The organism is Robertmurraya mesotrionivorans, assembly GCF_050971805.1.
GTDB lineage: Bacteria > Bacillota > Bacilli > Bacillales > Cytobacillaceae > Robertmurraya_A.
Genome location: NZ_JBPCCH010000001.1, coordinates 612,160 through 633,341, shown reverse-complemented (window position 1 = coordinate 633,341; position 21,182 = coordinate 612,160). Strand labels below are relative to the sequence as shown.

The following is a 21,182-nucleotide window of genomic DNA, read 5'->3' as shown; positions in this document are numbered from 1 at the left end:
TGTATAAACTTTCAAAAATGATTCATGTTAATTAGGAGGAGGTGGGAATCATGGGTAAAGATCGTCAACAAAGCAAATTAAAAGCAAGTGGTCGTGTCGAGTCCGACCGAGATCAAGAGTTGGAGAAAAAAGGGGCAACCAAACTATCCAGCCCAGAAGAGGCTAGAGAGCTAAATAATAATAAAAGATATTAATGAAAAAAGCTCCCTTATCCGGGAGCTTTATCGATTACTATAGATTTTTGTGTTTATTCCTCGTTCATTAAGCCAATGATGAGTTTTTCCCTCGATTACCAAAGGTGCCTTCTGAAGATCCTTAATAGTTCTTGCACCAAGAGCGGTCAGCATAAACCCAATTTCCATCTTAATTTCTTCAATTTCTGTAATACTTGCCTCTACTCCTTCAGCTAAAAGGATTTGGAGCAAATACCCCGCTAACCCTGTTGCGGATGCTCCTAAAGACAATGCCTTAACAACGTCTAAGCTAGACTGTATGCCACCTGAACCTAATACAGTTAAGTCAGGGAAACTGTATTTTACCTCTGCAATAGAAGCAACTGTAGGAATTCCCCATGAGTTAAAAAACGACAGCATTCGATTTCGTCTTTCATTTTCGATTTTAGCAAAGTTTGTCCCACCAAAACCACCGACATCGACAATAGAAACCCCCACTTGAGTGAGCTTCTTTGCTGTTTCACGACTCATGCCAAAACCGACCTCTTTGACAATGACAGGTACAGGTAATTTTTTTACTATATCTTCAATGCGCCATAGTGCACCAGCAAAATCACGATCTCCCTCAGGCATAGTTAGTTCTTGAATCGTGTTTACGTGGATTTGGAGCGCATTTGCTTCTAGCATATCAACCGCTTGAAGCGCCTGATCCACTGATGCTTCACTACCTAAATTTGCGAATATCAATCCATTCGGATTTTCTTTTCTAACAATTTTATAAGTGCCTATCTCACTGGGGTTCTTTATTGATGACATCTGTGAGCCAACTGCCATTGCAACTCTTGTTTCCTTTGCGACAAGGGCTAGCTGTCCATTTATTTCTTCTGTTCGTTTTCCACCACCGCCGGTCATGGCATTGATAAAAAGAGGCGAACTCAAAGAAAGTTCGCCAATCATCGTATCAAGACTCACCTGTTCAGTTGAGGAGTCAGGCAAGCTTTGGTGAATAAATGTAATATCATCAAAACCAGTGTCTCTAGATTGCCCTGTGGAGAGGGCAAATTGTATATGGTCCCATTTTCGTTTCGATCTAGTCAATGATCATCACCATTATCTCTTTAAATTCTTCAGTTGATCTCCAATCATTTCACCTAACTGAAAGCCTTTTGACTCTTCAGGAAGTTCATAATCCTTCACTTCTTCTTCCTTTTCAGCTAGTTCTTTCAAACTTAGAGAAAGTCTTTGTTCTTGTTCATTTACTTCGAGAACCTTCACTTTCACCGTTTCATTTTCCTTTAATACTTCATTTGGTGTAGCAATATGCTTATGGGAAATTTGTGAAATATGAACTAACCCTTCTACTCCTGGGAACACTTCAACAAAAGCTCCATAAGAAACCAGGCGTTTTACAACCCCTTCTAAAGTTGTTCCTTTTGCTGCTTTTTCAGAAATATTAGCCCATGGACCAGGTAATGTTTCTTTTATCGATAAAGAAATACGCTCATTATCACGGTCAACACTTAGAACCTTTACTTGAACTTGCTGTCCCTCTTGAACAACATCCGTCGGCTTAACAACATGCTCATGAGACAGCTGAGAAATGTGAACCAATCCATCAATTCCACCAATATCTACAAATGCACCAAAATCAGTAATTCTTTGTACGGTACCTGAAAGAATCTGACCAGGAGCTAATGAATCTAAGATGTTTTTCTTTTGTCTTCCTTTTTCAAGTTCAATAACGGCACGATGAGAAAGGATAAGGCGATTCTTCTCCTTGTCTAGTTCAACAATTTTAAATGCCATCGTTTTACCTTTATAATCAGAGAAATCTTCAACAAAGTGTGCTTCCACTAAAGAAGCAGGAACAAAACCTCTTACTCCAAGATCGACTACAAGTCCGCCTTTTACAACATCTTTAATTTCAGCATCAAAGACTTCACCAGATTCAAACTTTTGCTCAAGCTCTTGCCATGCATTTTGAGCATCTACTTTTCGCTTTGAAAGGATCAGGGCATCTTCTTCTACCTTTAGGACTTCTAATTCAAGCTGGTCACCTTCATTAACCGCATCGCTTGCTTTTTCGATGTGCAGACTTGATAACTCACTTATTGGAATGATTCCATCAAGCTTGCTGTTAGGAATTGAGATAATAACCTGTTTTTCCTCCACCTTTGTTACTTGTCCGCTTACTTTGTCACCCACTTGAAAATCCATAACTTCCACTTGATTCATTTCTTCAGACATATGTACTCCTCCTTAATCCATTGACTGCTCCATTTTTATAAAAAAGTGGTGTTCCCACCACCATTTGAAACAATGGCACCTGACCATACTTAGAGAATAATCTAAAAAATCTCTTTAATTAAACTTCTTATAAATAGCCACTTTTGTCAAGCGAGATACTTCCCTATTTGTTCGCAATTATCAGTTTTCTGATTTCTTCCATAATAATTTTTGTTGCTTCATCTGCTGATATCTTGTTTTTTCGGTATACTGTAAAATCAACAGGCTTTCCATAAACCACCTTTAGCCTATTAAAAGCTTTATATGGACCAACAACCGCACAAGGAACTATAAGTGCTTCAGACCTTGTGGCAAAAAATCCGGCACCCGCTAACCCTTCTCCTAGCTCTCCAGTCTTACTGCGAGTACCTTCAGGGAATAATCCAAGAACTTCCCCCTCCTTAAGGACGGCTAAGCCCTTTCTAAGAGCCTCACGATCACTCATCCCTCTTTTGACAGGAAATGCATTCAAATGAGGAAAAAGTTTCCCAACCACAGGTACACGAAACAACTCCTCTTTAGCCATAAAATGGACTGGGCGAGGAGTTGTTGTTCCTACGACAATTGGATCAAGATTAGAAATATGATTGGAACAAAGCACAACCGATCCTACTTTAGGAATATTTTCTTGGCCAATTGTCTCTATACGATACAAAGGCTTGTAGATCATGTTTACAACGGATCGTGCAAAAGTATATATCGTCAATAGGATCCTATCCTTTCCTCTGCTAATGCTAAGATTTTCTCAACCACTTCTTCAATCGATAAGGAAGTGGTATCTATCTCTACTGCATCCTCCGCTTTTTTTAAAGGTGCTACTTCTCGTTCAGAATCTAGTTTATCTCTAGCGGCAATCTCCTGTTTTAGCATTTCTAAGTCGGCTGGAAAGCCTTTTTCAAGGTTTTCTTGATATCTTCTTTCCGCTCTTTCCTGAACGCTTGCCAGAAGAAACACTTTTATTTCAGCGTGAGGAAGGACATGTGTGCCAATATCTCGACCATCCATGACCACTCCCCCATTCGCCCCGAATTGCTGTTGTCTTTTCACCATTTCTTCTCGAATCAAACGGTGTTTTGCCACGATAGAGACTTGATTTGTCACTTCGGCAGATCGAATCTCCTTTGTTACTTCTTGTCCGTCAAGGAATACAAGTTGTCCTTTTTCACCTGGCAACAAGTCAATTTTTGTATGTGCTAAAAGCTCATTAAGGGCGCTCTCATCGGTAAGCTCACAATTAGACTGTAAAGCTTTATATGTAATTGCACGATACATAGCACCTGTATCAATATAAATATATGAGAGTTTCTCAGCTATTATTTTGGCAACCGTACTTTTTCCTGCAGCAGCAGGACCGTCGATTGCGATAGATATTTTACTCATATGTCCTCCTAGTTGTTTGAACTTCAATATTGTTAGTTTGTTCAATTTGAATCGTAAACGAATGATTCCTTATATATTTTAGCATATACTTGTTCGTTGCTTGTTAATTATATTGTAAAAAACAAAAAAAGCAGGAGCTCCCTGCTTTTCATTTCCCATTAAAGGTTTCTAGAAAATCCGCAAAATTATTTTTGTTTACACCTTCGTATTTTGTAATGATTTTCAACTCAGGAAAGATGCTTAACTGATGAAAGAAAAACTGTGTTCCGATAAGGAAAAGAAACTGAATGAGAATGATCTTAACAATAATACGCTCAAACGTCTTCACCATTTCACTTCCTCCCATAATATCAGTACTATTATAGGGAAATTATGGCTATTTTATTCACGATTCAAGACCCTTCTTCTTCATAAGCAACTGGCGGTCAAAGCTAAAACGAAGCAAAAGTTGACGGTCCTGTGAACTCATATCAACAAATTGTAACGATGCCTTCATACGACTGTCATCTAAAGGAATGAGTCTTACTACTTTACTCTTTACTTTTAAATAATGAATTTCTCCGCTTTGCATAGGAAGTACCACCCATAATTGAAGGGTTTGACCAGCGAGGATTCCATGTTTATCGTTGATAAGGATTGCTGCACCGCCTGCACTAATATCATCTGTAACAGTTGTAAATGGCTTAAACTCTGAATTTGTAGGATGTACTGCCACGTCTGTAGTAGTTTCGACCCTTACATATTGACGTCTTTGTATCTTTACCAAGTGCTCGTCACCAGGATAAGATAGAATAAGCATGGGAATATTCTGCTTGGTTCTACCTAATACCTCGGATTCAAACAAAAAGACCGAGTTATTGTCCTGAGAGACAAATGAACCTTTTAACTGTGTCCCATCAATTAAAAAGACCGTTCTTTCAGTTGCCATATTGATTGGATAATCGATATAGATTTGATTTTCTTTTTGCTCTACAACCTTACACTTAAATTTATCTAATTTATCTCCATATTTTAACTCAAGCATAATTACAGTACCTATTCTCAACATACGATCCACATCCTGTCAAAACTTGTCACCACAAATTATGACATGAACTTATTCATTGACGCAATATGAATCTAAAAAAAAGGAAAAGCGGGTGCTTTTCCTTATACAACATCCTCATATACTTCCTCGGCATTTTCTAGCTTATCGACCTTTTCTTCAATCCCGCTATTAGCGTTAATGAAAATACGGTACGTGTCATCACCTAGTGTTCCCATGAATTCATAACACAGTACTTCTTCGTTCATATCGTTAATAATGATAGCTTGTCTATTTTCCATCACCTTAACACTTGGGTTAATTTTCTTTTGTGCGTCCTCCACCGTTAGAGTTGGCTTTGGAATATCTCTAACATGGTGAGAGCGTAAATAATCATCAGCAGAAAAACCTAAAATATTTCCATTATCCAATGCTACCTTTACATTAATAGCATCAGGATACACTCTAACATCATTTTCATTTGTAACAAAGGTAAATACTCCAATATTATCGTACTGCGTGCTTTCAAATAGATCTAAATTTTCAAAGCCCGTATCCTTTAAGAATTGAACTGCTTTCGTACTTGCATCATTTAGACTTATTTTTTGCTCTTTCACATCACGAGAGTAGATAAACCAAATTGGATAACCACCTTTTTTCGTAACATCCATATTTGCTTCTTCATTCGTACCCTTTTTTTGTACAGAAATGCTATAAAAACCAGTACTTGCACCTTTCCCACTTTCCGTAACCTTTACAGCCACATCATTTCCAAAGGCTGCATATTTTTTTGCGATTTGGACGGCCTCTTCTTCTTTAACTTGTTTCCCTTGCAAGTATTTAAACTCGTTGTCTTCTTTTTGACTTAAAGACACAAAGGCAGGTCCAAAATCTGTGTCTCCATATCCTTCAACTGTTTTCTCAACGGTCTTAAAGCCATCAATAATTGTATTATCTAAAGGCTCTTCTGATGATGCTAGAGCCAGTTCAACATCCATCCAGCGTAAGTTATTTTCTAAAACCATATGCTGTACCTTTCGCAATTCACCTTGTATCTCTGCTGACTGCTTATACAGGTCCTGCAATGATTGGTACTCTTTATCGGTTAGTGGTTCTTTCTCTAAGTCTCTAATTGCGGTACGGTAACTAAAATCACCTATTTTCGCGAGAAACTCCTCCGTCTTGTTGAAAGGTAGAAGCGTTAATGGAAGTTGACCAACATCACTATGAGCATCAGATGTAATTTTCCAAACCTCTGCTAAAGAAGGCGATAATGATTCCCTTGAATTCATGGCTAATGTTGTTCCTATTTTATTATTCAGTAAATCTACCTGATAGCTTAGATCGTGAAACGCTCTTTGATAGTTGTTCTCAGCATTAATGAGTACGGCATTTTTTTCACGATGCTCTTGGTAGCCCCAAAAAGCTGTTCCTGCTACCCCGAGCACCAAAACACCTATTAAGATTGTTCTAATCAATTCGACCTCACCCCTATTTACAGAATATATGCTTTCCGATGCGCTTAATTTGTGGTCTAGACCATATCCATCCACTTGTCGCCGTGTCAGGGTTAAAATAATAGATGGCATTACCAGTCGGATCCCAACCGTTCATTGCGTCCAGAACCGCCTTTTTTGCGTTCTCATTTGGGGTTAACCAAATCTGGCCATCCGCAACGGCAGTAAACGCTCTTGGCTCAAAAATAACACCTGAAACCGTATTAGGAAATGTAGCACTTTGCACCCTGTTTAATATGACAGCCGCCACCGCTACTTGACCAATATAAGGTTCTCCCCTTGCTTCTCCATACACAGCGTTTGCCATTAATTGAATATCATTCTGTGAAAACCCACTTGGTACATTAGCAGCTGTAGGTTTTTTTGGTGGAGTTGCAGCTGTTGCTTTCGGGCCAGCTTGTTTTCCAGCATTTGCTTGTGGTGCGGTGGGTTTCTTTGCTGCCGTATTATTATTTTGCGGCTTCTTAGCTGCTGTTGTATTCTGTTTCGGTTGTTGTGCAGTTGGCGTTTTTGCTTGAGTTTTTGTTGTTGGTTTTTTTGCTGTTGCCGTTCCTTGATTCTTATTCGGCTGTGCCTTAGTTACTTTCGGGTTTGGCTTCTTTTGCTTTGCTAAATCTACTCCACCATAATGAGTAAATTTGTTTCCATTATTTATTTGTTCCTTAACAAATTGTTCATTGTACTTTGTTGCTTTTACTAATTTTTGCTTTGTTGTTGGTCCAGCAAGTCCATCGATTGGCAGTCCAAATTCGTACTGAAAGTTTCTTAGAGCCCAATACGTCTTCCATCCAAATACACCGTCAATTTTCCCATTATAATAACCGATGTACTGAAGACGTGATTGAAGTTCAATAACATCTTCACCTACTGCCCCTTGTTGAATCACTTGATTGGTGAAGGCATCAACCTGATCCACCTTTGTTGTAAAGGGGATAATAACTTGTGTTAGAAAGAAGATTGTAGCAACTTTCATTAATAAAATTTTTTTGTTCATCGTTTGCAACCCCCAGATGTAAATCTTATTAACATTAATCCTATTTTTTGTAGAGGTTGGTTTTTTATGCAAAAAGCTACTAGAAACTTCTTTAAGTAAGAATCAAAAGACAAAAAACCCCTTTCAATTTTATAATTGAAGGGGGTTTTGAATGTGTATATCATCATTAGTTGCCTTTATTCCGCTCAAGTGTCTCGCACTCTTCACCTTACGGAGAGCAAGCCACCACAAAAAAATCATAAATGGCAAAATAAAGATCAGCCAGTATTCGAAGGACATTAAAATATAATCATAAATACCATGAAAAAATACAGGAAGAAACAGTGAAAATAAGAGCCATTTCCCTTTATTCTCTTTCGTAAATTTTCCTTTTCCTAAATAGTAGCCCATTAACACACCAAAAAGCGCATGACTTGAAACAGGTAATAGCGCTCGACCCACAGCGTGCTCGACGCCATTAGCCAATAAATACAATATATTTTCACTTGTTGCGAACCCTAGTGCTACCGAGGTACCATACACAATTCCATCGTACGGTTCGTCAAATTCAACATGTTGATAAATTGCATAAAAAAGTATGAACCACTTGAAAAATTCTTCCAAAAACCCTGTAGTAAAGAAGGCATTTAAAAAATCAGAAACAACTAAATGCTCTACATCAATAACATATTGAATAAACATAATTGGAAAAACAAGCAGTGCACCGTATATAAATGTACGTAATACCACTGAGATTGGTTCTGACCCGTACTCATCCCTTAAGTAGAAATAACTAAGAAGAGCTAAGCCAGGAGCTATCCCAGCAGAAAAAATCCCTAGCATTTGCTATCCTCTTTTCCATTCGTTTCTTCCATCGTATCATGAGTTCTTAAGAAAGAAAATCTATATTTTTGACGTTTCATGTAGACGAAGTGGCTTTCATATAGGTATGATTCTAACAGGATGATCTAACAGGAGGTTCTTATGAAAAATCTACTTGTTATCCACACAGGCGGAACGATAGCAATGAGTGAGGATACGGAAACAGGAGCTGTAAAACCGGGCGAAAAAAATCCAATTGTCGATAAAACAAGGGAGCTTTTGTCCGTTGCTAATTTAATCATTGAGGAGCCTTTCCAGCTGCCCTCACCCCATATTACGGCAAAAGAAATGCTCCAATTGAAAACAATTATTGAATCTTATATAAAGGAAGACAAAATTAACGGAGTCGTGATTACACACGGCACTGATACATTAGAGGAAACTGCCTATTTCTTAGATTTAACGATTCGGACAAGCATACCGATTGTTTTGACAGGGGCCATGAGGTCAAGTAACGAAATTGGTTCAGACGGTCTATATAATTTACTTTCCGCTTTAAAAGTAGCAAATAGTGAGGAAGCGGTTGGAAATGGAGTTCTAGTTGTATTAAACGACGAAATACACACGGCAGTAAATGTAACGAAGACTCATACAAGCAATGTATCTACCTTTCAAAGCCCACAGTATGGACCGATTGGGACTGTGACAAAAAGAGGAGTTTTCTTTCACCACTCACCAAAGAAAAGAGAGATGTATCATGTGGAGAACATTTCTAAACGTGTGGTACTAATTAAAGCTCATGCCGGAATGGATTCCTCCCTTCTTTATGCGATAAACGATTTACATTTTAACGGAGTTGTCATTGAGGCGTTAGGACAAGGAAATCTTCCTCCAGCAACTATTCATGGTATTAAGCTTCTGCTCGAAAACAAAATACCAGTTGTTTTTGTATCAAGATGCTTTAATGGTCTCGCAGAAGATGTCTATAGCTATGAAGGCGGCGGGAAGCAGTTTAAGGATTTAGGTGTCATTTTCTCTAAAGGTCTAAATGGGCAGAAGGCTAGAATTAAGTTGATGATTGCTCTAGAATCAACTACCGATATAAAAAAACTGGATCACATGTTTCAATAAAAATACCGGGCAAACATTCGCCCGGTATTTCTTACGATTCTTTATTAGCTATTGATTGAGCTATTTGCTCTCCATGGAAGCGGCCATTTTCAATAAAAATTTCATTCGCATTGTTTCCAGCCGCCAATACACCTGCAATATAAATGCCATCAATATTGCTTTCCATCGTTTCTCCATCATACCTTGGCCTTCCAGTGTCTCTATCAATTTCTATACCCATTTGATCAAGAAAACTATGATCTGGATGATAACCCGTCATAGCAAAAACAAAGTCGTTTTTTATGCTATACTCTTTGCCATGTTTGAGATAAGTTACTTTATCACATTCAATTTCCTTTAACTCTGCTTCAAATTCCATCTTTACGACACCATTTCGAACGAGTGAATCAAATTCAGGAAGAATCCATGGTTTAATAGAAGGAGAGTATTCTTTTCCACGATAAATGACGGTTACTCTTGCACCTGCTTTTACAAGCTCAATCGTAGCATCAACGCTTGAGTTCTTCCCTCCAACGACAACAATATCCTGATCAAAATAAGGATGGGCTTCCTTGAAATAATGAGAAACCTTTGGTAAATCCTCACCTGGAATTCCCATCAAATTTGGATGATCATAATAACCGGTTGCGACAATCACATACTTTGCAGCATACTCCTTTTTATCCGTCCGAACGATAAACTCATTAGCTTCTTTTTTCACACTTGTTACTTTTTCAAAAGGATGAACCCGTAAACCTTTCCTTTTTACTACTTCCCGGTAATAAACCAATGCTTGATTTCTTCTAGGTTTGTATTCCTCCGTTAGAAAAGGAACTTCTCCAATTTCTAATTTCTCACTCGTACTAAAAAATGTTTGGTGTGTAGGATAATGATAAATCGCATTCACTATATTTCCTTTTTCAATAATAAGCGGATTCTTCCCAATTTTTTTCAATGCGATTGCCGTTGACAGCCCACACGGTCCTCCACCAATTATAATTACATCTTCTATTTGCATCGCTCTCTCTCCTAAATAAAAAATCTCCATCATTTTATGATAGGAGATTTTTTATTGCTTTTCAAATATAAATCATTAAATCCAACCTCTAAATCTTGATGCTTCGGCCATTTTCCTTACACCAACCATATATGCTGCTAATCGCATATCTACGCGTCTTGTTTGTGCAGTATCATATATATTATTAAAGGATTTACACATAACCTTTTCTAATTTTTCTTCCACTTCTTCTTCCGTCCAGTAATACCCTTGATTATTTTGGACCCACTCAAAGTAAGAAACGGTAACTCCACCTGCAGAGGCAAGCACATCAGGTACAAGCAAAATCCCTCGGTCCGTTAAGATCTTAGTCGCTTCGAGTGTCGTTGGACCATTTGCTGCTTCAACAACAATCTTCGCGCGAATATTATGGGCATTTTCTTCTGTGATTTGATTCTCAATTGCCGCAGGAACCAAGATGTCACAGTCTAATTCAAGCAACTCTTTATTAGTGATCGTATTATTAAATAGCTTCGTAACAGTTCCAAAGCTATCACGTCTATCCAATAAATAATCTATATCCAATCCATTTGGATCATGTAATGCTCCATAAGCATCGGAGATACCCACTACTTTTGCACCTGCATCATGCATAAACTTTGATAGATAGCTGCCTGCGTTTCCAAACCCTTGGACGACCACGCGCGCACCTTCAATATTAATACCTTTCTTCGCAGCAGCTTCTCTTATACAAATAGTTACACCCTTTGCTGTTGCCGATTCCCTACCATGTGAACCACCTAATACGAGTGGTTTTCCAGTAATAAATCCTGGAGAATTAAATTCATCTATTCGACTATACTCATCCATCATCCAAGCCATAATTTGTGAATTTGTAAACACATCTGGCGCCGGAATATCTTTGGTTGGTCCAACAATTTGACTTATTGCTCTAACGTAGCCACGACTTAAGCGTTCAAGTTCACGAAATGACATATCACGAGGGTCACACACAATGCCCCCCTTACCTCCGCCATATGGTAAGTCAACGATTCCACATTTTAAGCTCATCCAAATAGAAAGTGCCTTTACTTCCTTTTCTGTTACACCAGGATGGAAACGAATTCCTCCTTTTGTAGGCCCAACAGCATCATTGTGTTGTGCACGATACCCTGTAAATATCTTTACTGACCCATCGTCCATCCTTACTGGGATTTTTACTGTTAACATTCTCATTGGTTCTTTTAATAGTTCATATACTTCTTCAGGGTAGCCAAGCTTTTCTAATGCACTGTGAATAACGGTTTGAGTCGATCTTAGCACATCAAGCTTTTCTTCATGGTTTATGTTTGTAGTCCCTTTTTCGGCCACTATTTTACCCTCCTAAAATCACTAACAATGTTGTCCCATTCATGACATAGTATACACTTTTAGGTAATTTATGCAATAATAAATGAAAATTTTTTGACATTTTTACGATATTTTCTGTAAACGCTACCATTGTTGTTATTTAGGGAATTTTCTGTATTTTTACCCATCCCTTATCAGCCTTAAATGGGGCGTTTCACCTTCTATTTAAATACTATTTACTAGTGTCTGTTTTTCGCCTCAAGATATTCTTTTAGAAAAAAACGGCAGAGACAGTCCATTACTTAAAGTAATGAACAATTGTCTCAACCGCTTCTTGATCAATCACTGTTTTCCCATACTCCTTTATGCGATGAATACTTTCAAGAGTAGGGTTTGAGTATTCAGATAGAACAACTGCCACTAACATTAAGTTACAGTCCTCTACATTTTCTATACAAAAATAATACCTGTCATCCATTACATATAAGCTTCCCCCAGTAAAGCCGAGTACCTTAAGCTGATGGGACACTTGAATCACATACTCAAAATTGGTAAATTCATAAATGAGGTCCTGCTTTTCCTTTACACTTACCTGTAAATCATAAAAGGAATCCATTAAGGAGCTATCTTCTTCTTCCTCATCCATCGTGACAACCATGACCATACCCTGAGTATGCATCGTAAAGATTTCTACTGCAACCGTTCCTTGTATATCCACATCAAATTGTTCACTTGCTTCTTCAAGCATCTCATGGAACAATTGATGCCACTTTAAAGAATCTTTCCATATATCCTCTTTTGTTAATCCTCTTTCAGATAAATCATCAGTAGTTAAAAAAATTTTTATTTTATTGTACGTTAATCGTTCTAAGCGCATTATAAAGCCCCCTGCTGTGAACAACTGTTTGTTTAGTGTATGAAATTCTAGCAGGAAGGTGAATTGTCTAATCGATATTCCTTCTTACATTCTGGTTTTTAACCAACTGTCCCACTCATTACGTGAGGCACCTATAATGTGGTCATGATATTTGACCTTTTCTTTTTCAGTAATGGTGTCAAATGCAAACCCACCCAATCCAATATGTATGTCTTCGTAGTTCTTTACCAATTTCTCTGTGAGTTGTAGTGTTCCGCTAACATTTTCCTTCATTGTACAGGAAAAGAAGATAAATTTTGGCTTTACAATCTTAATAACCTCATCGATATCTTTTTCAGCTATACTTGCTCCCAAATAAATTACCTCAAATCCTTTACGTCTTAAAAATAACGTAAAGATGAGCAGGCCGAGTTCATGCCACTCTCCTGGCCCACAAACTGCTATGGCCTTTGGCATCATCGGATTATGCGGAAAGGAGTGCAAAATCATACCAATTCTTGATCGGAGAATAGATGAGGCAAAGTGTTCATGTGCGGTAGTGATCTTAGAATTTTCCCATAAATCACCAATTTTTACAAGCAATGTGCCCAAAATATCTACCATTACCTTATCTACTGTAAACAAACTAAATGCTTGATTAATGATATCATGTGCAGTTTTTTCGTCAAAAGCAAGTAGTGATTGAAGTAACTTGTCCGCCATGGCACTTGATTGGTCTCCACCTGTTTGAACATGTAGGAGACCTTCCTTTTCTTCAATCTCATTGTTTTCAAGTAAAGTAACAGCTTGGCTAATGGTAAAGCCTTTATTCACTTTGTCTTGAAGCCACCTTAATATTCTTACATGTTCTTCCGTGTAAAGACGATGTCCCGATTCGTTTCTTTTTGGCGCTACCATCTGATAGCGCCTTTCCCAAGCACGTAGCGTTCCTGCTTGAATTCCTAACATTTTTGAGACCGCTTTTATATTATATTTTCCTTCTTCTGTCGCCATTGTCTTTCCTCCGTATAACTCGTAACATACTCACATTATACAGTTCATATAAAAAATGTGTAAACTTTGTATAGGCTGACACTTACTCTTGATCTTTATTGGAAATGGAAATGAAATGCGTTTCAGCTCTTGCTCCTAGCCTTAGTGGCACAGCTGTCGTTCCATAGCCATTACTTACAAGAAGAGAGGTATTTTTTTTTGGGTGGTATCCCCCTAGCTCATACGGTCCGAACCCAAATATTCTAATTTGACCTCCATGAGTATGTCCACTCAACACTAACGAAATCCGGTCTTGTACCTGTATTTTTTCCGTAATTCTCGGATTATGGCTGACGAGTATACGAAAACCCTCCGCTTGGGCATCCTGAAGTGCTAAGTCCAACCGATCTCTCTTTAATTGAAGGTCATCAACTCCAAGGAGAACCATCACTTCCCCTGCTTCTGATTCAAAGGAAACCGCTGTATTATCTAATATCTTCACTCCGTTATCAAGAAGCAAAGCATCTAGCTCATGATAGTCAACTTCGTAATCATTATTTCCCCAAACAAAATACAATGGTCCCAACTGTTTGAGAAGGGTAAGATTTTGTCTTACCCTTTGAAAATCGACTCCTTTTTCAAGAAGGTCACCACCAATGATTACTAGGTCTACCTGTCCTTTTGCTTTCACATCCTGTATTATTTTGTCAGAGATAGGGCGCTTATGAATATCGGATATAAAAAAAAGCTTTAGTTCACCAAAGCTCTTAGGAAACTCTGAAAAAGTAAAATGATGGGTTTGAACTTTATTTCGAAATGCCTCTTTGTACATAAAAACAAGTAGCGAGACTGCTACTAAAACTAACGCATAAAATAGGAACTCCATATATCCTCCACTTTATATTATTCTTTACTTTCACGAAGAAGCTCGTAATCTAATGAAATCATACCATAAAGCAATGAGAAACAAAAAAAAGCAACCGCTGGCCATACAGAGACCAATGATAGGAAATAAAAACTTAAACACACACAAAATAGCAAAAGACATTCAAGCTTTAACAACTTCCCCCGCCCATTGCTAACCACCATCATTTCAATACCGTTCTTAATTAAGTCAGCATTTATTAAAAACCCAATAAAAAACGCTAAAATAGAAGCAATAAAAGGAACAGGACTTAATACAACCTCTACAATAATATCTGATAAATTATTTGGAAAATGGATAGGTATCCATACTATAAATAATAATCCACAAATATATCCGAACAAAAGTTTTATGAGTTTCTTCACATACACAAAAATCCCTCCCATAAACAATGTATGAGAGGAATCAATCTTGTTACACATTTATCTTACAATTAATCTTCATGTATGTTTAGAATACGAAAACCAAAATCCTCTAGCTTTTTAACAAACTTATCAACATTATTGTTCTTTTCAATTTTCAAGACAATTCTTCGAACTAATTTATCCGTTTCATCAAAAGTTACTAATGAAATAATTTGCTCATGGAATTGATGAGCAATTTCTGCAAGTTTTGCAATCCTGCCCTCTGTTTCTACAGAGGTAAATGCAATACGAATTCCTGAGCGATGTACACCAAACGCTGAACCGAATTGCTCTAAACAATCGGAGCGTGTGACAACCCCTAAGAATTTTCGATTAACATCAACTACCGACAATAAAGGGTAATCCTTCAAATCTAACAATAAATTCTCGAAGATTTCATTTCCTTCCAAAAAGCGATCTTGATGTGTTGCAATTTGTGAGACGGTTGTATTTGTTAAATACTCATCTTTTGTCTGCTGGCTTTTAAAATAATTTTCATAAATGCTGTATCTTGTAACCGTTCCTACATAAGTTTGTCCATCTAACACGGGCAACCCATCAATTTGTTCTTCCTCAAGCTTAGTAAGCGCACTTAACAGAGAGTCTTGATAAGAAACAACATGACAATGATGCTTTGGTATCATAATACTTTTTACGAACATGTCAATCACCTCAGGAAAGAGTAAATGTCTTCCATATATTATTCGACAATAGGGGCAAAGAATACTTTTTCGTCAAGCCCTACTTACTTTCATGATAAAGGTTTATGTCAAAATTTTTCTTCATCATTTCAAATACTTTGTGACGGTTTTTCCACTCATCTTCTTTTTTCCAAAGGTCCTTACTTTTATCAATGATTTCACATCGAAGTGCATGATACTCCTTTTCGGCTTTCTCACGCTTTTCTCGAAGTAAATTCATAAGTCCATATAATCCAACAATGATGACTAGCATATAGAGATTACTTGATTGATCAACAAATACTGAAAACATGGCTGCAAAAGAATACGAGTAAGGAGTTAATACTACTTTATAAAGATAGTAAAAATAAATAAAACAGAGAAAAATGGTCGTCCACATCACAAGTAAATGACGAAGCTTTAATTTATCAAACTTCCTTTTTTTATCTACCACTTTCTGTAACATTTGCCTAGTAGCCTGATCCGTTCGATCGTCCAATAATAAAATTTCAGATTCCATTATTCTACCCTCCCCCTATCAAATAAATATGAACTTGTCTGACGTTTTATGATGATTCAAAAAAAAGAGCTCAGCCATCTATATGGCTCAGCCCAATTACTTACTTAGCGGTATGGTTAAGGTTTGTCCTACTGTTATTTCGTTTGATGATAATGAATTTGCTTTCTTAATAATATCAATACCAGACTGTGATTTATAATACTTCATAGCCAGTCTAAATACAGTTTCTCCTGGCTGAACTTTATGGTAAACAACGGATTGATCTACCGGCTCTGCTTTTGTGTTTGAGTTAGTTGTGCTTTCAGGAGTAGTTGTTGTTTCTTGAGCAGCTTCGCTACTATTGGCCTGTTCCGCATTTGCAGATTCTTCAACTGTACCTGCTTCTGCTTCCACATTCTCTTCAGTCACGGCTTCTTCTGTTACCGTTTTTTCTTCCTCTTTTTCCGCTATCTCCTCTTCTGTATCCGTATAATAAACAGCTTCTGCTCCCTTACTTTCTTCAACCGTCGTACTAACCGATGATTTTTGTGAGTCATTATACGTATAAATACTAAAAATCACGATTGGTAGTAAGATAAAAAACATACCTAGCAAGCGAATAAGAGGATACTTTACTTTTATTTTTGTCTTTTTTTTCAATTGTTTTTGTTTATGAACTCTACTCCTTGGTGGAAGCTTTTCATTTGAAAGGGTAGTCTTTCCATCTTGTGTCGAATCTACTTTTAGATCAACATCCTTCATCCTTTTACGAAGTTTTTCTGCTTGATCTCTAATAGGCTCTTCTTTATTCATTTCTTTCACGTTCCTCTCTTATCCTCTCTTTTCTTTTGATAATAAATCCCAATAACGCATCAATGACAAAATGCATCGCAATAGTCACTAGGAGATTTCCTGTCCACTCGTATACTACTCCAATAAAGAAACTGAGCAGAGTGATATTTAAAAAGAGAAACCAATTAAATAGATAGCGGTAATGAATGACAGCAAAAATAATGCTAGATACAATTAGTCCAAAATGAGTTTGTATGATCCCTCGAAATAGAATCTCTTCACTAGTGGCAACAATTGCTGCAATAAAGAGAATTTCCCACCCTTTTCTGTTTGAAAACAATTTCTCATTTAACCCTCCATCGTCATAATAAGAGGAGGGAAGAAATTTCATAAACGTTGCATCAATACAAACGATAAGTAATCCTGTGGGAACTCCTACCCACCAGATAAAAGGGTCTTTCCAGTCAAAAAGTTCGAGAAAGGACTTCAGACTGTCAAATAAAAAATACCCTATAACTATGGAAAGGACTACGAGTATGACTTGTGTCATGTATAGATGTTTTAACAATTCCTTATCTGATAATTCGTCAATCAACTCTTCATATTTATTATTCATAACTAGTCCCACTCTTCGTAAGCAAACCCCTCAAATAATCCTTCCACTGAAAAGGCGTATACTCTACTACTTCTGAACACTTGATTTTGTAGTGATCGTAAACAATTCCGCACACAGAACAACAATCGTCAACAGTCCCGTGGGTAACTTCTCCAAAATATGAAAGAACTTTCTTGCGCTTACACTCCTTCGACTGAATCCAGTTCAACATCTCCACTATCTTTTTCCTTTTATGCTTTTTTCTATTGTCAACATATTCTATAAACCGTTCTTCCTCAATTTTTAAATCCATACTGTTAGTTAGACTACGGAGAAAATTTTTTGTTAATCTCCAGGAAGTATCCGTAAATCCCCCAATATGCTGGATGTTTTCCTCCATTTCTTCCCACTCATAAAGCAGTTGGTCTCCAAAATGTTGAAACAGCCAACGAATTTGATATTCTGTAGGAAGTTCTCCTTCTGCTAGTTGGTATGGAAGTTGCTCATCATAAGGAGAATACAAAAGAATGGATATGCTATTCTCTCCATCCCTTCCCGCTCTGCCGATCTCCTGTAAGTAAGACTCTAGCTGTAAGGGCATATGAAAATGGATCACAAACCGCACATTTTCTTTATTGATTCCCATTCCAAAAGCGCTAGTTGCACAAATCACATCAAGCTGCCCTTTAATAAATTGCTGCTGAATAAGTATTCTACTTTCCTGGTCAAGCCCACCGTGGTACGCCATTGCTCTTGGAACTCCACTGTTTCGTAGCATAACGGCTACTTCTTCGGCTAATTTTTTACTAGAAAAATAGATAATCCCTGGACCTTGTAAAAAAGATACCCACTCCAACAGCCTATCAAGCTTTTCCCTTGCATCATTGACATAGTCTACGACCATTTTAATGTTGGGACGGTCAACAGAGGAAACAAACTCCTCCCACTTATCTAGCTTTAATGTTCTTACAATATCGGACCGAACCTCCTGATCTGCTGTGGCTGTCAAAGCAATCGTTTGAGGACTTCCAAGAGCTTCACGAATGTCACCTAACTTTAAATAATCCGGTCTAAAATCATAACCCCACTGCGAAATACAATGTGCCTCATCTACCACAAATAGGCTGATTACTAACTTATTTAGCTGTGAAACAACAAATTCATTCATTAGCATTTCAGGTGAGATATAAATAAACTTATACATATGCAAACGACCAAATACACTGCCTCTCTCCTCACGTTCTAGAAAAGAATTGATCGCTACTACTCGTTTTTCACCTCGTGCCATCATCTGTTCAACTTGGTCCTGCATCAATGAAAGCAATGGAGTAACCACTACCACTACACCTTCCATAAGATAAGCGGGTAGTTGATAACAAAGTGACTTACCAGTTCCGGTTGGGAGCATTGCAAGGACATTCTTTCCTTGTAATAATGCTTCAATAATCTCTTTTTGGCCCATTTTAAATTGATCGTATCCAAAATGTGTTTTTAATTCATACTCTAACATCATAGTAGGTCACCAAATTTCGCAATCACTAACCGAATTTGGAAATAATCTACATCTATTATTTCTCGTATTTTCCTCAACTGCTTTGACGATGCTTTTTGAATCGCTTCTTTAATCCTATCCTGAAGTGGCTCTTCAACAAATCGGTCAATATTAAACGAGTTAACAAAAAGCGCAATCTCAACTATATGATCTTGAATCGTACTTTCTTTTAGTTTTCTTATTCGGCCGATTTCTACAATTCCTTTTCCTTTCTTTATTAATTCGAATGTTTTTTTGGCAGAAGCTGTTAGTTGATGAAGCTCATCTGTAACTGCCATTCTAGCTAATAACGGATAGGCTGAAGGGTTTTCCTCGATTGACCTCATTAAATAATGAAGCAAGGCTTGAAATTGAAATCGGTAGGAGTTCTCTTCAATCCCAAGCATTTCTATCGTTTGCATTTCCGTTAACCCAATTGATTGAAATCCCGAAAATCTTGCAACTAATACGCTTGGGTCAACCTCTAGTTCTGAAGACTCCAATAATGATTGTAATTCTTTTAGTAACTTACAAGGAAAATCTTTGCTGTTTCCTACCGATGTTGCGAATAAATGCTTAATCCAATTTTGAGTATCTCTATTTTTCTGAACTGGTATATAGCTTGTTTGTTTATTGACTTGATTAGAGCATACTTGAATGAGTAAAGATAATCTTTCCCAAAATTGCATACAATAGTGATATTTTCCTCCTTGCAAGTTTTTCAAGAATGGATACATTGAATACAATTCATTGATTAAAAGTTGTCCACTTTCGCTAATGACAATCTGCTGATTGCTAGAAAAATAAATAAATTCATGTTTTATTAGTTTGCTTATGATGCTCTCATATTGCTCTCTTGTTAAATGATGCGCTGTATGAAAAAAGGATTCTACTTGAAAAAGATGTGAGTCCTGAATGGTTTGAGATGATTTTTTACCATTTAATAAATGAAACACACTTGAGCTGCTTCGTTCTTTACCCAGTTTTGATAAACAATATAGAACGACCTGTTCAAGAATATTTATCAATTTAATTCACCTTCGCTACGTAGGATTTTTTGTATTTTTATGTCTATTATTGTAGCATGAAATGAGTCGCATTTAATGAATAAAAAATGCAATAAATGGTCAAACCCTTATATGATAAGCATTCTCAATACTTTTTCTATTGAAATGTTGACCATTCAGTTTTACAATAAGAAATGAGGGATGCATTCCTAATGCATTTTGGGAATGATAAAATATACTTGTTTAATTTTTGGGAGGTATTTTACATGGCAAAATACACAATTGTAGACAAAGAAACTTGCATTGCATGTGGTGCTTGCGGAGCAGCTGCACCTGACATTTACGATTACGATGATGAAGGTATTGCATTCGTTACTCTTGACGATAACCAAGGTATCGTTGAAATTCCAGACGTACTATTAGACGATATGATGGATGCGTTCGAAGGCTGCCCAACAGATTCTATTAAAGTGGCGGATGAAGCATTTGATGGAGACGCACTTAAATTCGAATAGTAAATAAAAAAAGCAACGGCTACGCCGTTGCTTTTTTTTGACTATGCTGCTCTGCTTTGCACTTTTTGTTTGTTCATCCATGTTCCCATTCTTGCAAACAAAAGCATAAAAATAACTGATATTAAAATCCCCTTAACTAGGTTAAAAGGAAGTATAGCCGTAACAATCATTTGCCTTGTTTCTTCTCCTGACATAGCAGGCGTATTTAAAAAGAATGTGTAAGCAGGTAAAATAATGAAATAGTTAAGCACACTCATTAGAACGGCCATAGAAATTGTACCTACTACCAATCCAAATGTCATACCTTTTGAAGATTTCACTTTTTGATAAATATAATATGTTGGCAAAATAAACAGGATACCCGCAACAAAATTTGCTACGTGGCCAACAGGAACTCCCGTTGCACTTCCTGTTAAAAAGTAATCAAGTACGTTTTTTAGAAGTTCAATCAATATCCCAGCTACTGGTCCGAGTATTAGAGCACCAATCAAAGCTGGCACATCACTAAAATCCACCATTAAAAACTGTGGAAAAGGTGGAAGTGGAAAATTAAGAAGCATTAATACATACGAGATGCTACTTAACATTCCAATCAATACAAGTGTTCTTACGTTTAAACTTTTCATTTCCCTCTCTCCTTTTTTAGGATCCATCTCACCTAAAGAAGAAAGGTTCAGCATCACGTAACCATATTAACAAATAACCCCCAAGCGAGTCGCTTGAGGGAGATTATTTAGAAGTCACGCTTAATAA

The 21,182-nt window shown here is 37.2% G+C and carries 25 protein-coding genes; 3 read left to right on the top strand and 22 right to left on the bottom strand.

Annotation, left to right across the window (positions count from 1 at the left end; genetic code table 11):
- Positions 1-50: 50 nt before the first annotated feature.
- Entirely contained in the window at positions 51-194 is a 144-nt protein-coding gene (locus ACRX5O_RS03210; protein ID WP_119708959.1) for a YpzI family protein, read from the top strand.
- Positions 195-221: 27 nt separating this feature from the next.
- Here ACRX5O_RS03210 and fni read toward each other — a convergent pair whose 3' ends face one another.
- The 9 genes from fni to prsW all read right to left on the bottom strand — a co-directional run bounded on the left by fni (position 222) and on the right by prsW (position 8,196).
- A complete protein-coding gene (fni, locus tag ACRX5O_RS03205; RefSeq protein WP_433904582.1) occupies positions 222-1,271 on the bottom strand; it encodes a type 2 isopentenyl-diphosphate Delta-isomerase in 1,050 nt (349 codons plus the stop codon).
- 12 nt (positions 1,272-1,283) lie between these two features.
- Positions 1,284-2,420, bottom strand: a complete 1,137-nt coding sequence (gene rpsA / locus ACRX5O_RS03200; RefSeq protein ID WP_433904581.1) for a 30S ribosomal protein S1 — start codon at positions 2,418-2,420, stop codon at positions 1,284-1,286.
- Positions 2,421-2,583: 163 nt separating this feature from the next.
- The gene (locus ACRX5O_RS03195) at positions 2,584-3,165 is read right to left on the bottom strand and encodes a lysophospholipid acyltransferase family protein (protein ID WP_433904580.1); all 582 of its coding nucleotides are present in this window, start codon (positions 3,163-3,165) and stop codon (positions 2,584-2,586) included.
- Positions 3,162-3,839, bottom strand: a complete 678-nt coding sequence (gene cmk / locus ACRX5O_RS03190) for a (d)CMP kinase (protein ID WP_433904579.1) — start codon at positions 3,837-3,839, stop codon at positions 3,162-3,164. Before cmk ends, ACRX5O_RS03195 begins: the two co-directional genes overlap by 4 nt.
- A gap of 148 nt (positions 3,840-3,987) precedes the next feature.
- Positions 3,988-4,170, bottom strand: coding sequence for a YpfB family protein (locus ACRX5O_RS03185; protein ID WP_433904578.1), 183 nt, complete (start codon positions 4,168-4,170; stop codon positions 3,988-3,990).
- A gap of 54 nt (positions 4,171-4,224) precedes the next feature.
- Positions 4,225-4,887, bottom strand: coding sequence for a flagellar brake protein (locus ACRX5O_RS03180; protein ID WP_433904577.1), 663 nt, complete (start codon positions 4,885-4,887; stop codon positions 4,225-4,227).
- Positions 4,888-4,988: 101 nt separating this feature from the next.
- Positions 4,989-6,341 carry a germination protein YpeB gene (gene ypeB, locus ACRX5O_RS03175; RefSeq protein WP_433904576.1) on the bottom strand — a complete coding sequence of 451 codons (1,353 nt, stop codon included), beginning with the start codon at positions 6,339-6,341 and terminating at the stop codon, positions 4,989-4,991.
- Between the two features lie 13 nt (positions 6,342-6,354).
- Positions 6,355-7,374 (bottom strand): spore cortex-lytic enzyme, encoded by a 1,020-nt coding sequence (sleB, locus tag ACRX5O_RS03170; protein WP_433904575.1) that lies wholly within the window; start codon positions 7,372-7,374, stop codon positions 6,355-6,357.
- A 129-nt stretch (positions 7,375-7,503) separates the two neighbouring features.
- Complete coding sequence (prsW, locus tag ACRX5O_RS03165) at positions 7,504-8,196, bottom strand: glutamic-type intramembrane protease PrsW (RefSeq protein WP_433904574.1); 693 nt, start codon at positions 8,194-8,196, stop codon at positions 7,504-7,506.
- A gap of 141 nt (positions 8,197-8,337) precedes the next feature.
- Here prsW and ACRX5O_RS03160 point away from each other — a divergent pair, with 141 nt between their 5' ends.
- Complete coding sequence (locus tag ACRX5O_RS03160; RefSeq protein ID WP_433904573.1) at positions 8,338-9,306, top strand: asparaginase; 969 nt, start codon at positions 8,338-8,340, stop codon at positions 9,304-9,306.
- Positions 9,307-9,337: 31 nt separating this feature from the next.
- Here the strand turns inward: ACRX5O_RS03160 and ACRX5O_RS03155 are convergent, their stop codons facing one another.
- The 12 genes from ACRX5O_RS03155 to ACRX5O_RS03100 all read right to left on the bottom strand — a co-directional run bounded on the left by ACRX5O_RS03155 (position 9,338) and on the right by ACRX5O_RS03100 (position 19,935).
- Entirely contained in the window at positions 9,338-10,303 is a 966-nt protein-coding gene (locus ACRX5O_RS03155; protein WP_433904572.1) for a YpdA family putative bacillithiol disulfide reductase, read from the bottom strand.
- Between the two features lie 75 nt (positions 10,304-10,378).
- On the bottom strand, positions 10,379-11,656 hold the full coding sequence (locus ACRX5O_RS03150; RefSeq protein WP_119708969.1) for a Glu/Leu/Phe/Val family dehydrogenase: 1,278 nt from the start codon (positions 11,654-11,656) through the stop codon (positions 10,379-10,381).
- A 274-nt stretch (positions 11,657-11,930) separates the two neighbouring features.
- Positions 11,931-12,509 carry a genetic competence negative regulator gene (locus tag ACRX5O_RS03145; protein ID WP_433904571.1) on the bottom strand — a complete coding sequence of 193 codons (579 nt, stop codon included), beginning with the start codon at positions 12,507-12,509 and terminating at the stop codon, positions 11,931-11,933.
- Between the two features lie 84 nt (positions 12,510-12,593).
- Positions 12,594-13,502: a MerR family transcriptional regulator gene (locus tag ACRX5O_RS03140; protein ID WP_433904570.1), complete on the bottom strand. Its 909-nt coding sequence runs from the start codon at positions 13,500-13,502 to the stop codon at positions 12,594-12,596.
- A gap of 82 nt (positions 13,503-13,584) precedes the next feature.
- Complete coding sequence (locus ACRX5O_RS03135; RefSeq protein ID WP_433904569.1) at positions 13,585-14,367, bottom strand: metallophosphoesterase; 783 nt, start codon at positions 14,365-14,367, stop codon at positions 13,585-13,587.
- A 17-nt stretch (positions 14,368-14,384) separates the two neighbouring features.
- Complete coding sequence (locus tag ACRX5O_RS03130; RefSeq protein ID WP_433904568.1) at positions 14,385-14,777, bottom strand: hypothetical protein; 393 nt, start codon at positions 14,775-14,777, stop codon at positions 14,385-14,387.
- A 62-nt stretch (positions 14,778-14,839) separates the two neighbouring features.
- Positions 14,840-15,472, bottom strand: coding sequence for a CBS domain-containing protein (locus tag ACRX5O_RS03125; RefSeq protein WP_433904567.1), 633 nt, complete (start codon positions 15,470-15,472; stop codon positions 14,840-14,842).
- A gap of 79 nt (positions 15,473-15,551) precedes the next feature.
- On the bottom strand, positions 15,552-16,010 hold the full coding sequence (locus tag ACRX5O_RS03120; RefSeq protein WP_433904566.1) for a YpbF family protein: 459 nt from the start codon (positions 16,008-16,010) through the stop codon (positions 15,552-15,554).
- Between the two features lie 96 nt (positions 16,011-16,106).
- Positions 16,107-16,802 (bottom strand): LysM peptidoglycan-binding domain-containing protein, encoded by a 696-nt coding sequence (locus ACRX5O_RS03115; protein ID WP_433904761.1) that lies wholly within the window; start codon positions 16,800-16,802, stop codon positions 16,107-16,109.
- Positions 16,795-17,397 (bottom strand): CPBP family intramembrane glutamic endopeptidase, encoded by a 603-nt coding sequence (locus ACRX5O_RS03110; protein WP_433904565.1) that lies wholly within the window; start codon positions 17,395-17,397, stop codon positions 16,795-16,797. The genes ACRX5O_RS03115 and ACRX5O_RS03110 overlap by 8 nt, the downstream gene beginning before the upstream one ends.
- A complete protein-coding gene (locus tag ACRX5O_RS03105) occupies positions 17,390-18,889 on the bottom strand; it encodes a RecQ family ATP-dependent DNA helicase (RefSeq protein WP_433904564.1) in 1,500 nt (499 codons plus the stop codon). The genes ACRX5O_RS03110 and ACRX5O_RS03105 overlap by 8 nt, the downstream gene beginning before the upstream one ends.
- Positions 18,886-19,935 (bottom strand): YpbB family protein, encoded by a 1,050-nt coding sequence (locus ACRX5O_RS03100; protein ID WP_433904563.1) that lies wholly within the window; start codon positions 19,933-19,935, stop codon positions 18,886-18,888. The genes ACRX5O_RS03105 and ACRX5O_RS03100 overlap by 4 nt, the downstream gene beginning before the upstream one ends.
- Positions 19,936-20,180: 245 nt before the next feature.
- Here ACRX5O_RS03100 and ACRX5O_RS03095 point away from each other — a divergent pair, with 245 nt between their 5' ends.
- Entirely contained in the window at positions 20,181-20,429 is a 249-nt protein-coding gene (locus ACRX5O_RS03095) for a ferredoxin (RefSeq protein WP_066047499.1), read from the top strand.
- A gap of 41 nt (positions 20,430-20,470) precedes the next feature.
- Here ACRX5O_RS03095 and ACRX5O_RS03090 read toward each other — a convergent pair whose 3' ends face one another.
- Positions 20,471-21,055, bottom strand: a complete 585-nt coding sequence (locus tag ACRX5O_RS03090; protein WP_433904562.1) for an ECF transporter S component — start codon at positions 21,053-21,055, stop codon at positions 20,471-20,473.
- Between the last annotated feature and the right edge of the window lie 127 nt (positions 21,056-21,182).